Raw genomic sequence first — 14,241 nt, forward strand, 5'->3', positions numbered from 1 at the left:
CCGTTTCGCCCTTGCCGGAGCCTCGAATGTCCAGACCGATCATCGCCATTCCCGCCGATATCCGCGAGTTCGATGGCACCAGCTGGCATGCGGTGCAGCTGCAATATGTCCGCGCGGCGGTCAAAGCGGCGGGATTGATGGCACTCATCGTTCCCGCACTTGAGGACGACAATGATGCCGACGCCATTCTCGACCGGGTGGACGGGCTGCTCGTTTCCGGTTCGGCGACCAACGTGCATCCATCCCTCTATGGAAAAGAGGCAAAGGATAGCGACGGTCCTTTCGACCCGGCGCGCGACGCGACATCGCTGCCACTCATCCGCCGCGCGATCGACCGCGCCATCCCGATGCTCGCCATCTGCCGCGGCATTCAGGAGCTGAATGTTGCGCTTGGCGGCACGCTTGCCAGCGAAATCCAGGACCAGCCGGGCATCTGGGATCACCGCAAGCCGCCGAATGTCGATCGCGATACGATGTATTCGATCCGCCAGAGCGTCTTCGTCAACGAAGGCTCGTGTATCGCCCGTGTCGTCGGACCGGGTGAAGTGCGTGTCAATTCGCTGCATCGCCAGGCGATTGCCGATACGGCGCCGAGACTGCAGGTGGAGGCACTCGCGGAAGACGGCACGATCGAGGCCGTCTCCGTCATTGGCGCCAAGGCCTTTGCCGTCGGCGTGCAATGGCACCCGGAATATTGGGCGGAGACGGATTCCCCATCATTGAAGCTCTTCACCGCCTTCGGCGATGCGGTGCGCGATTACGCAGCTGGCAAAGAGCGACCTGCGGCCGCTCCCTATCAGCAAAAAGCCGTCTGATTAGCCTCGCGCCTTGACCGGCGTTTCCGGCACCGGCGTCACAGGCTCGCCCCTAGCGAACCATTCGATGACGTTGTCGGCAACAAGATCGGCCATGGCATCGCGCGTCGGCACCGAGGCCGAGGCCACATGCGGCAGCAGGGAAACATTCGGCAGCGAGAGATAGCCTGTGGGGACATTCGGTTCGTCGTAGAAGACGTCGAGACCGGCAGCTCCCAGCGTGCCGTTGCCGAGGGCTGTTATCAGCGCGTCGTCATCCACGGACCAGCCGCGGCCGACGTTGATGAACACGCCCTGCGGCCCGAGCGCCGACAGGATCTCGGCATTGATGACCTTGTGCGTCTCGGGCGTCTTCGGCACGATGGAAATCAGCGTATCCACCGATTGCGCCATCTCAAGCAGCGTCGGATAGTAATCGTAAGGCAGCGAATCGCGCGGCGTGCGGGTGTGATAGCCGATCTTCACCTTGAACGGCTCCAGCCTTCTCGCGATCTCCAGGCCGATACGGCCGAGACCGTTGATGCCGATGCGGCGTCCCTTCATGGAAAAGGGCGAGAGCGGGAAGGCTCCCTCCTTTGCCCAGCGCCCCTCACGCAGCCAGGTCTCCGCCTTCGGAAACTGCCGCAGCGTGTTCAAGAGCAAGGCGATCGCGGTATCGGCGACCTCGTCGTTTAGGACGTCAGGCGTATTGGTGACGACGATCCCCTTCGAGGCGGCGTGCTTGACGTCGATCCCATCATAGCCGACCCCGAAATTGGCGATGACTTCGAGATTGGGAAAGGCATCGATCCAGCCGGCATCGAAGCTGCCTGCAACGGCAACGCCGCGGATGCGGGATGCGGTTTCCGCATCAACCTTCGGACCGCCATCGCGTTCGACGGAAACGATATCGAACTGTTTTCCGAGCCTTTCGAGGACACGCGGGTGTATCTTCCCCGGAACGAGGACGGCGATGCGACTATCGGACATGGATCTTTCCTCTTGAGAGACAGTTCGGCGCCGAACCGCTGCTAGCGAGCTTTATAAGGCGCCGTCGATTGGCGGATGCGCATTTCCGGCTTGATCAGATGAATACCGTCCGGTTCATGGCTTCCCGCCAGCCTATCCAAAAGCGCGCGCGCTGCAAGCCTTCCGACCTCGGCCTGACCGTTCCAGACGGTGGTCAGCGCCGGCGTTGCGATCGCCGCCTCCTCCAGATCGTCATAGCCGGTGACCGAAATGTCTCGCCCGGGAACGAGGCCGGCGCGCGAAATGCCGTTCATGAGACCGATGGCGACCAGGTCGTTCCAGCAGACGGCCGCCGTCGGCTTCTGCGGCAGCGACAGGAAATGCACCGCCGCCTCGAAGCCGCCCTGCTTGGAACGTGCGCCGGGAATGCGCAGATTGGGATCGACCTCGATAGCAGCCTTGCGCAGCGCATTCACATAGCCCTGATAGCGGTCGCGCCCCGTCGAAGTCTGATCGGTGCCGCCGATCATCGCTATGGAGCGGTGGCCAAGGCTGATCAGGTGATTGGTCGCAAGCGAGATCCCGTAGCTGTCGTCGCCGCGAAAGGTCGGCAGATCCAGCGCTTCGATCTGTCGCGCGACGAGGATGGCCGGCATGCCGTTTTCTTCCGCCAGCTCGAAATCTTCCGGCGGCGTCCCGATCGCCGGCGACATGATGACGCCGTCACCGCCGAGCTGCAGCAGCGTCTCGATGAAGGTCCGCTGCTTTTCGACAGAATCATAGTGATTGGAAAGGATGAAGGTGTGGCGGCTGCGATCGAGCTCACTTTCGATCGCCTTCAGGATTTCCCCATAGAAGGGGTTCATGATGTCATGTACGACGACACCGATGATGCCCGATCGGGATGTCCTCAGGCTCGCCGCGCGGCGATTGTAGATATAGCCCAGCGCGCGGGCCTGGTCTTTGATCTTCTCGCGGGTATTGACCGCAACCAATGGGCTGTCGCGTAAGGCCAGAGATACCGTTGCCGTTGAAATGCCCAGCGTTTCCGCAATTGTAGAAAGCTTTATCTTTTGCGCCACGCGCGCCCTCCCCGTGAAACGCAGCCGTAACATATTCCGATCGTTTTACGATTTCGGAATTTAAAATCTTTAATTAAAAGCTTTAATCACGCCGCGCAACACGAATTCTCAAGGATTCTCAGAATTCGTCTTCAGCCTCATCGTCATCTCCGGCCTGGAGATTATGCTCGATCGTCTTGAGCAGGCGCACAAGCGAGCGGATGTCTTTTTCCGAGAAGCCACGGGTCGCAAGCTCATCGCAGCTCGCCGCCGAACTTTCGATCTCGCTGACGCTGTTTCGCCCCGCTTCCGTCAGATAGACCTTGGTCAGGCGGGCATCGTCGGCATCCGGCCGCCGTTCGACAAAGCCTTGCGCCTCCATGCGGCCGATCGTGCGCGTCATCGTCGGCGCCTTGACGCCGAGCTTATGGGCCAGCGTACCGGCCGGAAGACCATCGCTTGCCGCGAGCGCAAGAATGACACCGTCCTGTCCGGCATAGAGGCCGCTCGCCGTCAGGCTGCGCGTCATCACCGTGCGCATGGACCGCGCCGCCTGCGTCAAGGCCGGCGACAGATCGGCAAGCGTGTAGTCCCGGTGATCCTTCTTCTTACCTGACTTACTTTTCTTCCCGACCTTGTTCTTTTTGCCCATCGTGATTCCATTGACCTTTTCGCCGCTAAGTCATCACGCTATGACATTGCGCAGGTTACTGACATAAACAAGAGGTACACCCTCAGATGGCGCATCCTTTGCCATGTTTCGATGACAATGATGAAACATTGACGCCCGAAGAGCGAAGAAAATGGATCGCCGTACTGCCACTTGGCGCCTATGAGCAACACGGCCCACATTTGCCGTTCGAAACCGACGCGCTCATCGCGGAAGGAATCGTGTCGCGTCTCAAGGTTGCCTTGCCGGCAAACCTGCCGGCCACCTTTCTCGCCGTCGAGCCGGTTGGCTATTCCATCGAGCATATGGATGTCGTCGGTACGCGGACGCTGGCTTTTGACGAAGCTGTTCGGCGGTGGCTCGGCATTGCCGAGCAGATGAACAATCTCGGCATTCGTAAATTCGTCATGCTGAACGCCCATGGCGGAAACTCGCCGCTGATGACCATCGTGGCGACGGAAGCGCGCGTGCGCTTCGACATGCTGGCGGTCGCCACCAGCTGGACGCGTTTCGGCGTGCCGGAGGGGCTGATCTCGCCGGACGACAAAGCCATCGACATTCACGGCGGCGATATTGAGACATCGGTCATGCTCGCCCTGCATCCGGAGAAGGTGGACATGTCGAAGGCGGCGAATTTCCCATCGCGCCAATCCGAGTTTATCAAGGGCTTCAAACATCTGCGCGCCTACGGCCCTCACGCTTTCGGCTGGAAAATGTCCGATCTGAGCGCACAAGGCGTCGCCGGCAATGCCGGCGTCGCAATGGCGGAGAAGGGTGAACGGCTGATCTCGCACGCTGTCAAAGGTCTCGTCGAAGTGCTTGAAGATGTCGACCGCTTCGATATGTCGACGCTGTCGTGACTATGCGGCCAAATCGCCTCTCCGCAATCCAATGTGATCTTATAACATACAAAAGCCTTTGAACTGACGTCTCCAACTCCTTATATGGAACCCGACCAATGTCTGCTCCCCGGGGCAACCTTCCATATTTCGAGGCTCCCATGATCGAAACAGCCACGCAAAAGCCCGTTCCCGTCACCGTTCTCACCGGCTATCTCGGCGCCGGCAAGACGACGCTGTTGAACCGCATCCTCTCCGAAAACCACGGCAAGAAATACGCCGTCATCGTCAACGAGTTCGGCGAGATCGGCATCGACAACGACCTGATCGTCGAGTCGGACGAAGAAATCTACGAAATGAACAACGGCTGCGTCTGCTGCACCGTTCGCGGCGACCTGATCCGCGTCGTCGAAGGCCTGATGCGCCGTCCCGGCCGCTTTGACGGCATCATCGTCGAAACCACCGGCCTTGCCGATCCGGTTCCGGTCGCCCAGACCTTCTTCATGGACGACGATGTTCGCGCCAAGACCGAACTCGACGCCGTCGTCGCGCTCGTCGACGCCAAGCACCTGCCGCTGCGACTGAAGGACAGCCGCGAAGCCGAAGACCAGATCGCCTTTGCCGACGTCGTCGTCATCAACAAGTCGGATCTCGTAACGCCGGAAGAGCTGGCCCAGATCGAGGATATCGTCCACGCGATCAACCCGGCCGCCCGCGTCTACAAGACGACCCGCTCCGGCGTCGATCTTGCCCGCGTGCTGAACCAGGGCGCCTTCAACCTGGAACGCGCGCTCGAGAACGACCCGCATTTCCTCGAGCACGGCCATGAGGATCATGTCTGCGGCCCGGATTGCGCTCATGATCATGATCATGACCACGATCATCACCACGATCATCACCACCATGATCACGATCACGACCATCACCACCACCACGCGCCTTCGCCGATCCACGACGTCACCGTGCAGTCGGTTTCGTTGCGCGGCGGCGAGATGAATGCCGAACGCTTCTTCCCCTGGATCCAGAAGGTCACGCAGACGCAAGGCCCGAATATCCTTCGCCTCAAGGGCATCATCGCCTTCAAGGACGATCCGGAACGCTACGTCGTCCAGGGCGTGCACATGATCATCGAAGGCGATCATCAGCGCCCCTGGAAAGACGGCGAGAAGCATGAAAGCCGCCTGGTGTTCATCGGCCGCGAGCTCGACCGCGAAAAGCTGGAAGCCAGCTTCAAGGCGTGCGAGGCGTCTGCGTGATGCCGACTGTTGCTCCGCTTGATATCGACGGCCACGTTCTGGCCGTCGAATTTTTAGGTGATACCCCCTTCTTCGCCAGCGCCGCCGGCGCGATCCATCGCCTAGAAGGCGGGGAGAAGATCACCGAAGCTCATCATGGGATGCTGACCTGCATCCGCGACCCCCATGGCGAGAGCCTGATTTCGGGCGGCGAGGACGGCAAGGTTCTCCGGATTGCCGCGGACGGCAGCACGACGGTACTGGCCGAAGCGCCGCGCAAATGGATCAGCCAGCTTGCAGCAGGCCCGCAAGGCGCTGTCGCCTATTCCTATGGCAAGAGCACTTTCGTACGGCTCTCCGACGGGACGACGAAAGAGTTCCCGGAAGAGCGCACCGTCGAAGGCATCGCCTTCGCGCCCAAGGGTATGCGGATCGCCGTCGCCCGCTACAACGGCGTGTCGCTGCATTGGGTGGGCATGAGCGCGCCGCCGGTCAATCTCGAATGGAAAGGCGCCCATACCAGCGTCACCTTCTCGCCGGATGGTCAGTTCATCGTCACCACCATGCAGGAAAATGCCCTGCACGGCTGGAAGATGGATGCGAAGCCGGGTGCCGAAGCCCGGCACATGCGCATGACCGGCTATCCCGCCAAGGTGAAGTCGCTCTCCTGGTCAAACAAGGGCAAGTGGCTCGCCTCGTCGGGCGCACCGGCCGCGATCGTCTGGCCCTTCCAGGGCAAGGATGGCCCGATGGGCAAGGCGCCGCTGGAGCTCGGCACGCGCGCCAACATCATGGCGACCTCGGTAAAGTTTCATCCCGTCGAGGATATTCTCGCCATCGGCTTCATCGACGGCATGATCCTGGCGGTCCGCATCGGCGACGCCAAGGAAGCGCTCTTGCGCCGACCCGGCAAGGGTGCGATCACATCGATGAGTTGGAGCAAGTCTGGCAAGCTGCTCGCCTTCGCCTCCGAAGCTGGCGACTGCGGCGTTGTGGACATCTCCGGTTAAAGCAATTCCAGGGAAAGTGCGCAGCGGTTTTCCGTCCGGAATTGCGTGAAAACAATGAGATGCAGAAAGACAGGACCATGCCCCAGCCAGGAACGGCAATCGCCGAAAATTCTCCTGCCCTAGCCGAAAACGTCTGGGACGTGATCCGCTGCGAAGCCGCCGAGCTTACTGCGCGCGAGCCGACGCTCGCTCCTCTGCTGCAGGCGCAATTGCTTGGCGGAATCTCTGATGCTGAAAGCCTTGCCAACGTACTGGCGGCACGCCTCTGCGTTGTTAGGATCGAGCATGGCGACATGCTCTCGCTGCTGTCCGACGTACTGAGGCGATATCCCGCCATCCTGCAGGCAACGGAAGCGGATCTCGTTGCCGTGCGGACCCGCGACCCCGCCTGCACCACCTATCTGCATGCGCTTCTGAACCTGAAGGGCTTCCATGCCCTGCAGACACACCGAATCGCCCATGCGCTCTGGACGGAGGGCCGCAGGGAAATCGCAAGCTGGCTCGCCAATCTCGTCTCGCTCGTCTTCGGCCCGGATATCCATCCGGCCGCGAAGATCGGCACCTCGATCATGCTCGACCACGGCTCCGGCATCGTCATCGGTGAGACCGCCGTCATCGAGGATGAGGTGTCGATCCTGCAAAACGTCACGCTTGGCGGCACCGGCAAGGAGAGCGGCGACCGTCACCCGAAAATCCGCCACGGCGTGATGATCGGCGCCGGCGCCAAGATCCTCGGCAACATCGAAGTCGGTGCCTTCAGCAAGGTTGCCGCGGGCAGCGTCGTGGTCAAACCCGTGCCGCCCCATTGCACTGTCGCCGGCGTCCCGGCGGTGGTCGTGCGCATCCATCGCGCCGACGAGATCCCTGCCGAGACGATGGATCAGAATATCTGATTTCACCTGAATGAAGGACCGTGGCCACCTCGTGGTTCGAGGCATCGCCGTTTTCGCGGCGCTTAACGGCGCTGCACCTCACCATGCGGTGAAGTGGTTCCAAGGGGGAGGCACGCAAAATCAGCCCTCATGCCGAGGAGGCCCCGAAGGGCCGTCTCGAAGCACGAGGGCGGGTGAGGAAACACCCGCTGGCAGTCCGTGACATAAGGTAGCACCGTAAACGCTCCGCACAGGCGTCTCGTACCGTTCTGCACCCAGTATAGCAGAATCAAGTGCTTACCGGAGATGCCATATCAGCGGCGGAATCGCTTGCCCGCACCCTTCATGGAATTGTCATCCTCCGTTGATAGCTCGGAAGGGTTCTCTATGCCCGGCGTGGCGCAAATGCGCCGGAGCAATGCCCCCACCCGAAGAGGATATGACGATGACCAGTCTTTCACGGCGCGCGCTTACAACCGGCAGCGCGCTTGGCCTTGTTTTGCTCTGTTCCACGGCCGGTGCCGCTGACGTGGCGCCGGCGCCGAATACCGCGACCCCCATCAAGCATCTTGTCGTGATCTTCCAGGAAAACGTCTCCTTCGACCATTATTTCGCGACCTACCCCAAGGCCGCGAATGTCGATGGCGAACCGGCGTTCAAGGCAGCGGACAACACGCCGACGGATATCAACACGCTCGCCAATGCCGGTCTTCTCGACAACAATCCGAACAAGACCAACACGGCAAACGGTGCCGATGCCGCAGCCCCTTTCCGGCTCGACCGCACGCAGGCGGCAACCCAGTCGCAGAACCATGGCTATACCGCCGAACAGGCCGCCTACAACAACTTCGCCATGGACCTTTTCCCGGCCAATACCGGCCGTGGCACCAAGGGGGCTGCCGGCGCATTCGGCACCAAGGGGCAGGTCATGGGCTATTATGACGGCAACACCGTCACGGCCCTTTGGAACTACGCCCAACATTACGCGCTGAACGACAATTCCTTCTCCACCAATTTCGGCCCCTCGACCCCCGGCGCGCTGAACCTCATCTCCGGCCAGACCAACGGCGCCATCCTGCCGCCCGGTTACACGCTGGAAAGCGATGGTACCTATTCCAAGGGCCGCATCGTGCCTGACGGCAACGGCGGCTGGACCGCGATCAGCGACTTCGATCCCACCGGCGATGTCTGCTCGGTCGGCCAGACGGCACTGATGTATGGCAAGAACATTGGCGACATGCTGAACGAGCACAAGATCACCTGGGGCTTCTTCGAAGGCGGCTTCGACCTCTCGCTAACCAACCCGGACGGCACGACGGGTTGCAAGCGCGCGACCACGTCGCCCGTCACCAAGGTCAGTTACACCGACTACATTCCGCATCACCAGCCGTTCCAATATTATGCCTCGACTGCCAACCCGACGCATGCGCGCCCCTCTTCTGTGACGGCGATCGGCACGACGGATGCGGCAAACCATCAGTACGACATGAACGACTTCTATGCGGCCCTGAAGAATGGCAATATGCCCACGATCAGCTTCCTGAAGGCACCTGCCTATCAGGATGGCCATGCCGGCTATTCCGATCCGCTGGACGAGCAGGAATTCGTCACGCAGGTGGTCAACACCGTGCAGAATTCGCCGGATTGGAAGGACACCGCCATCATCCTCCTCTACGACGATTCCGACGGCTGGTATGACCATGCCCATGCTGTCGTCAATCCGTCGAAAATCCCGGTCAAGGGCTATGACGTGCTGAGCGGCGATGGCTGCTCCACCGGCACTGCCCTGCCCGGCGTCAGCGGCCAGCCGGCGCAGGGGCGCTGCGGCTATGGCACCCGCCAGCCGCTGCTCGTCATCTCGCCCTATGCCAAGGTCAACTTCGTGGATCACACGCTGACGGATCAGACCTCCGTCATGCGCTTCATCGAGGATAACTGGATGGCCGGCGCCCGCCTCGGCGGTGGCTCCTTCGATGTGCTCTCGGGCTCGCTGAACACCATGTTCGACTGGTCCAAGGGTGACGCGCCGAAGCTGATCCTCGATCCGAAGACCGGCAACCAGGCATCTTAAGACTATCAGGGAGACGGAAATGCCCTCGATCAACCGCCGTCTCCTGCCGCTCCTCGCACTTGCGGGCCTCTCGCTCGCGGGTGCGGCTATCGGCATGGCAAGCGAACCGGCGGCCAGTGCTTCGGCAACCGACGACTATGACGATCAGGCACCGCTCAGCGCGGTGGCGCAGCTCGGCAAAAAGCTGTTCTTCGATCCCTCGCTCTCGGGCGGCGGCCAGATGTCTTGCGCCACGTGCCACGATCCGGCTAACCACTATGCGCCGGCCAACGGTCTTGCCGTGCAGCTCGGCGGCTTGCACCTTGACCAGCCCGGCATCCGCGCCGTGCCCAGCCTCGCCTACAAGATCTCGACCCCATCCTTCTCGATCGGCGAGGAAAGTGCCACCGACGAGGCCGCGGAAGCCTCGCCGATGACCGAAGCATCGGGCGTGGCTCTGGCCAATGCCCCCGCCGTCACCAGTCCGCTGACGGCACAGGCCGTCGTCAAAGCCGATGCGGCAGCGGCCAATCTCGTACCGCAGGGCGGCATGTTCTGGGATGGGCGGGTCGATTCGCTCGAAGAGCAGGCCTTGCAGCCGATGATCTCGCCCTTCGAAATGGCGAATGCCGATGCGGCCACCGTCTATACCAAGCTGAAGAGGGGATACGGCAAGGATATTTCGGCGCTCTTCGGCGACAATATCCTCAACGATCAGGACATGACGATCTCCGAGATCGGCTTCGCGCTCGCCCGCTACCAGATCGAGGATCGCTCCTTCCACCCATATACGAGCAAGTATGACTATTATCTGCGCGGCAAGGCGGTCCTGACGGATGCTGAGGCGCGGGGTCTGAAGCTCTTCGACGACGCGAGCAAGGGCAACTGCGCCTCCTGCCATCTCGACAAGATGACCGGCGATGGGCAGATGCCCAACTTGACCGATTTCGAATTCGAGGCGCTCGGCGCACCGCGCAATCCGACGATTCCGGCCAATACCGATGCGCGCTACTACGACACCGGGATTTGCGGCCCGTTGCGCAACGACACCTATTCCGCCCAGCAACAGAATTGCGGGCTGTTCAAAACACCGACGCTGCGCAATGTCGCTGCCCGCCACGTTTTCTTCCACAATGGCGTCTACCGCACACTGGAGGATGTCACCCGCTTCTACGTCAAGCGCGATACCAATCCGGAGGAAATCTATCCGAAGGATGCAAGCGGCAAGGTGCTGAAATATGATGATCTGCCGGCGCGGTATCAGGCCAATATCGATGTCATCGACGCGCCGATGAACCGCAAGCTCGGCGATGCCCCTGCCCTGAACGATGCCGAGATCGCCGATGTCGTTGCCTTTCTGAAGACGCTGACGGATGGCTACGACCCGGCGAAGGATGGCATAAAGGCCGCCAATTAGGAACGCCTCCGCCCGGATGGGCGAAGACGTATGAAAACCTCAAAGCTGTTCGTGCGTTTACGCAGCCTTTGATATCGGCGGCTGTGCGAGCTTGCGGCCGCTGGCGACGATCATGCCCGCGGCACTATCGAGCCAGCCTTCCTTGAGCTCGAGAGCAAGGAAGCGCTCGCGCTGGAATGGGCCAGGCATGACGAGATGGCGGGTCTTTGCGGCAAAGAAGCCGAAACGCTCGTAGTAAGGCGCATCGCCGACGAGCAGGATCGCGCCGTGACCGCGCTTCTTGGCTTCCATGATGGCTGCGCGCATCAGCGCCGAGCCCATGCCCTTGCCTTCATAGGCAGGATCGACCGCCAGCGGGCCGAGCAGCAGCGCATCGACGGGACGGGTCTCGCGATCGACGCCGGCTTCGACGTTCCACAAACGGACCGTGCCAACGACATGACCGGCACGATCGCGCGAGACCAGTGCCAGGCCTTCGGTCGGCACGCGGCCCTGGCGCAGCTTTTCCGACGACTTCTTGCGGCGGCCGGGACCCATGGCGCGATCCAGCAAGTTTTCGCGCGCAACGACATCGCCTGCATTTTCCAGGTCGAGAGTGAATGTGGACGGCGCAAAAAATGCGCGGACAGAATCAAGAACAGCGGCCATCTTGGCCTCCCGTGCCCAATACCGTTATCAGCGGCGGTGACAGACTATTGTGAGAGTGCCGCCCCGGCTGGCTACGGGAGCGGCTTTATCGAACTTTAGACCCTTAGGGACCTTAGATAATGTAGGCCTTCAGCGGATCGAAACCGTTGAACGCCACAGCCGAGTAGGTCGTGGTGTAGGCGCCGGTGCCTTCGATCAGGACCTCGTCGCCGATGGTGAGCGACACCGGCAGCGGATAGAGGTTCTTCTCATAGAGCACGTCGGCCGAATCGCAGGTCGGACCGGCAATGACGCAAGGCTCCATTTCGTCGCCGTCGCGCGTGGTGCGGATCGGGTAGCGGATCGCCTCATCCATGGTTTCAGCGAGACCGCCGAACTTGCCGATGTCGAGGAAAACCCAGCGAGCGGCGTCATTATCCGACTTCTTCGAAATCAGGACGACTTCAGCCTTGATCACGCCGGCATTGCCGACCATGCCGCGGCCCGGCTCGATGATCGTGTGCGGGATCTGGTTGCCGAAGTGAGCGCGCAGAGACGCAAAGATCGCCTTACCATAGGCCTCCGCAGACGGAACGTCGCGCAGGTACTTGGTCGGGAAACCACCGCCCATGTTGACCATCTGCAGGTGAATGCCCTGCTTGGCGAGCGAAACGAAGACGCGCTTGGCATCGGCCAGAGCATCGTCCCAGGCATCGACCTTGGTCATCTGCGAGCCGACGTGGAAAGACACGCCATAGGATTCCAGACCCAGCTGATGGGCATAGACGAGAACATCGACGGCCATCTGCGGAACGCAGCCGAACTTGCGCGACAGCGGCCATTCCGCACCTTCGCCATCGGTCAGGACGCGGCAGAACACGCGGGCGCCGGGCGCGGCACGGGAAATCTTCTCGACTTCCTCATGGCTGTCGACGGCAAAGAGGTTGATACCGAGCGCATGCGCACGGGCGATATCGCGCTCCTTCTTGATGGTGTTACCGAAGGAAATACGAGCCGCGGTCGCGCCGGCATCGAGCGCCATTTCGATTTCGGCGACGGACGCGCAATCGAAGTTCGAGCCGAGGCTTGCGAGAAGGCGCAGCACTTCCGGAGCCGGGTTGGCCTTGACGGCATAATAGATGGCACTGTCCGGCATGGCATGACGGAAGGCGTGAAAATTGTCGCGGACGACATCGAGATCGACCACCAGGCAAGGACCGTCCGGACGTCGGGTAGCGAGGAAATCGCGAATACGTTGCGTGGTCATGTCAATTCCCTTTCAATTCCAAAGGCTCCGGGGAAAACCCAGAGGACAAAGGGCGACGCTCACTCGCTCAGGAACCAGCCGGTGGAGACCCCGGTACCGTGCAAATGCGCGAAGCGCGGATGATGAACGAGTGCCGCAAGCGGCGCTAATTCGCTTTGTCTGCCATGGATTGGAGGGAATATCCCAACCGCACTTCCGGCAATGAAGGTGTGCCTCTTCAGTATCCCCGGCTGATGGAAAGCCGGGAGAGAACAAAAAGGCCCGCACCGTCGTTGCTTCAGATGTCCTCGCATTTTTCGGTTGGCCGAAATAGCGACTGGAGGGGTTAGTTCCAGGTACCTTACCGATTTTCTCACCACATCGAGGATCGGCGGACACCCACGGGCACGTGCGACTTTGGGCTGATCGGGAAATAGGAATATTCGCCGTAATAATCAAGAATTTTTTTCAGCCATGCTCGAAAAAAATAATTGAACAAATCAAAGCATTTTGTTCAACATCCGGAAACAGTTAGCGGGAGGCTTCACCATGGACACTTTGACCCGGATTCGCGCCTTTATCGACGTGGTCGAAGCCGAGGGATTTTCGGCAGCTGCCCGCAAGACCGGCCGCTCCAAGGCGCTCTTGTCGAAATATGTCCGCGAACTGGAAGACGAGCTGGGCGCGCTGCTCTTGAACCGCACCACGCGTCAGTTCTCCATGACAGAGGCAGGCCATACCTATTATCGCACCGCCTCCGATATCCTGAAGGAGATCGACAATCTTGCCGATCTCGTGCGCGAGAATAATCAGCAGCTCAAAGGTCGGCTGCGTGTTTCCGTGCCGCGCACCTTCGTCGACGCCGATGTCGGACAGTCGCTGATCGACTTTGCCAAGGAGAATCCCGATCTCTCGCTGGAAATCGCCGCCGACGACCGTTTCGTCGATCTCATCGAGGAAGGCTTCGATGTCGCCGTCCGCATTACCAAGCTCGAAGACTCCGGCATGATTGCCCGCAAGATTTCCGATTTCCGCGTCCATCTCTGCGCAACGCAAGCGTTCCTCGATCGCTATCCGACGCTCGAACATCCGACCGATCTTGCGCGCATTCCCTTCATCATCGATACCAACACCCGCTCGCAGGGCAACATCCGCTTCGTGGATGCCGACAGCACGACCTTCAACGTCGCGATCAACGGCACGCTCGAGGTCAACAGCCCGCATGCGACGCTGCGTGCGGCGCTCGCCGATCTCGGCGTCGCCATCGTCCCGGATTTCATCGGACGCAAGGCGATCGAAAGCGGAGAGTTGCTGACACTGTTCAACGATTACCTTCCGACCGATCGCGGCATTTATGCCGTCTATCCGCATCGCCGCTACCTCCCGGCAAAGGTGCGCATCTTTGTGGACTACCTGCACAATTGGTTCCGCAAGAACGGCTGAACGGGCCA

13 protein-coding genes are annotated in these 14,241 nt (G+C 60.8%); 8 read left to right on the top strand and 5 right to left on the bottom strand.

Annotation, left to right across the window (positions count from 1 at the left end):
* Positions 1 to 26 precede the first annotated feature (26 nt).
* Positions 27 to 815 carry a gamma-glutamyl-gamma-aminobutyrate hydrolase family protein gene (locus AC13RE_RS07585; RefSeq protein WP_488562472.1) on the top strand — a complete coding sequence of 263 codons (789 nt, stop codon included), beginning with the start codon at positions 27 to 29 and terminating at the stop codon, positions 813 to 815.
* On the opposite strand, the gene AC13RE_RS07590 is transcribed toward AC13RE_RS07585, so the two are convergent.
* The 3 genes from AC13RE_RS07590 to AC13RE_RS07600 all read right to left on the bottom strand — a co-directional run bounded on the left by AC13RE_RS07590 (position 816) and on the right by AC13RE_RS07600 (position 3,476).
* Positions 816 to 1,784, bottom strand: coding sequence for a 2-hydroxyacid dehydrogenase (locus AC13RE_RS07590; RefSeq protein WP_488562473.1), 969 nt, complete (start codon positions 1,782 to 1,784; stop codon positions 816 to 818). It abuts the gene before it with no gap.
* A 41-nt stretch (positions 1,785 to 1,825) separates the two neighbouring features.
* Positions 1,826 to 2,845, bottom strand: a complete 1,020-nt coding sequence (locus AC13RE_RS07595; protein WP_112335169.1) for a LacI family DNA-binding transcriptional regulator — start codon at positions 2,843 to 2,845, stop codon at positions 1,826 to 1,828.
* 118 nt (positions 2,846 to 2,963) lie between these two features.
* A complete protein-coding gene (locus tag AC13RE_RS07600) occupies positions 2,964 to 3,476 on the bottom strand; it encodes a MarR family winged helix-turn-helix transcriptional regulator (RefSeq protein ID WP_488562474.1) in 513 nt (170 codons plus the stop codon).
* Positions 3,477 to 3,562: 86 nt separating this feature from the next.
* On the opposite strand from AC13RE_RS07600, the gene AC13RE_RS07605 reads away from it, so the two are divergent.
* The 6 genes from AC13RE_RS07605 to AC13RE_RS07630 all read left to right on the top strand — a co-directional run bounded on the left by AC13RE_RS07605 (position 3,563) and on the right by AC13RE_RS07630 (position 10,917).
* Positions 3,563 to 4,354, top strand: a complete 792-nt coding sequence (locus AC13RE_RS07605) for a creatininase family protein (RefSeq protein WP_488562475.1) — start codon at positions 3,563 to 3,565, stop codon at positions 4,352 to 4,354.
* A 140-nt stretch (positions 4,355 to 4,494) separates the two neighbouring features.
* Positions 4,495 to 5,589, top strand: a complete 1,095-nt coding sequence (locus AC13RE_RS07610) for a CobW family GTP-binding protein (protein WP_488562476.1) — start codon at positions 4,495 to 4,497, stop codon at positions 5,587 to 5,589.
* A complete protein-coding gene (locus AC13RE_RS07615) occupies positions 5,589 to 6,578 on the top strand; it encodes a WD40 repeat domain-containing protein (protein ID WP_488562477.1) in 990 nt (329 codons plus the stop codon). Before AC13RE_RS07610 ends, AC13RE_RS07615 begins: the two co-directional genes overlap by 1 nt.
* Before the next feature lie 77 nt (positions 6,579 to 6,655).
* The gene (cysE, locus tag AC13RE_RS07620) at positions 6,656 to 7,471 is read left to right on the top strand and encodes a serine O-acetyltransferase (RefSeq protein WP_488562478.1); all 816 of its coding nucleotides are present in this window, start codon (positions 6,656 to 6,658) and stop codon (positions 7,469 to 7,471) included.
* Positions 7,472 to 7,895: 424 nt separating this feature from the next.
* Positions 7,896 to 9,521 (top strand): phospholipase C, encoded by a 1,626-nt coding sequence (locus tag AC13RE_RS07625; protein ID WP_488562479.1) that lies wholly within the window; start codon positions 7,896 to 7,898, stop codon positions 9,519 to 9,521.
* A gap of 19 nt (positions 9,522 to 9,540) precedes the next feature.
* Positions 9,541 to 10,917, top strand: a complete 1,377-nt coding sequence (locus AC13RE_RS07630; RefSeq protein WP_488562480.1) for a cytochrome-c peroxidase — start codon at positions 9,541 to 9,543, stop codon at positions 10,915 to 10,917.
* Between the two features lie 57 nt (positions 10,918 to 10,974).
* Here AC13RE_RS07630 and AC13RE_RS07635 read toward each other — a convergent pair whose 3' ends face one another.
* Both AC13RE_RS07635 and odc2 read right to left on the bottom strand, forming a co-directional pair.
* Positions 10,975 to 11,565: a GNAT family N-acetyltransferase gene (locus tag AC13RE_RS07635; protein WP_488562481.1), complete on the bottom strand. Its 591-nt coding sequence runs from the start codon at positions 11,563 to 11,565 to the stop codon at positions 10,975 to 10,977.
* Between the two features lie 112 nt (positions 11,566 to 11,677).
* Complete coding sequence (gene odc2, locus AC13RE_RS07640; RefSeq protein WP_112335175.1) at positions 11,678 to 12,811, bottom strand: ornithine/lysine decarboxylase; 1,134 nt, start codon at positions 12,809 to 12,811, stop codon at positions 11,678 to 11,680.
* A 528-nt stretch (positions 12,812 to 13,339) separates the two neighbouring features.
* Between odc2 and AC13RE_RS07645 the strand changes: the two genes are divergently transcribed.
* A complete protein-coding gene (locus AC13RE_RS07645) occupies positions 13,340 to 14,233 on the top strand; it encodes a LysR family transcriptional regulator (RefSeq protein ID WP_132717580.1) in 894 nt (297 codons plus the stop codon).
* Positions 14,234 to 14,241: the final 8 nt, after the last annotated feature.

This window comes from Martinezella sp. CNPSo 3959 (assembly GCF_057784355.1).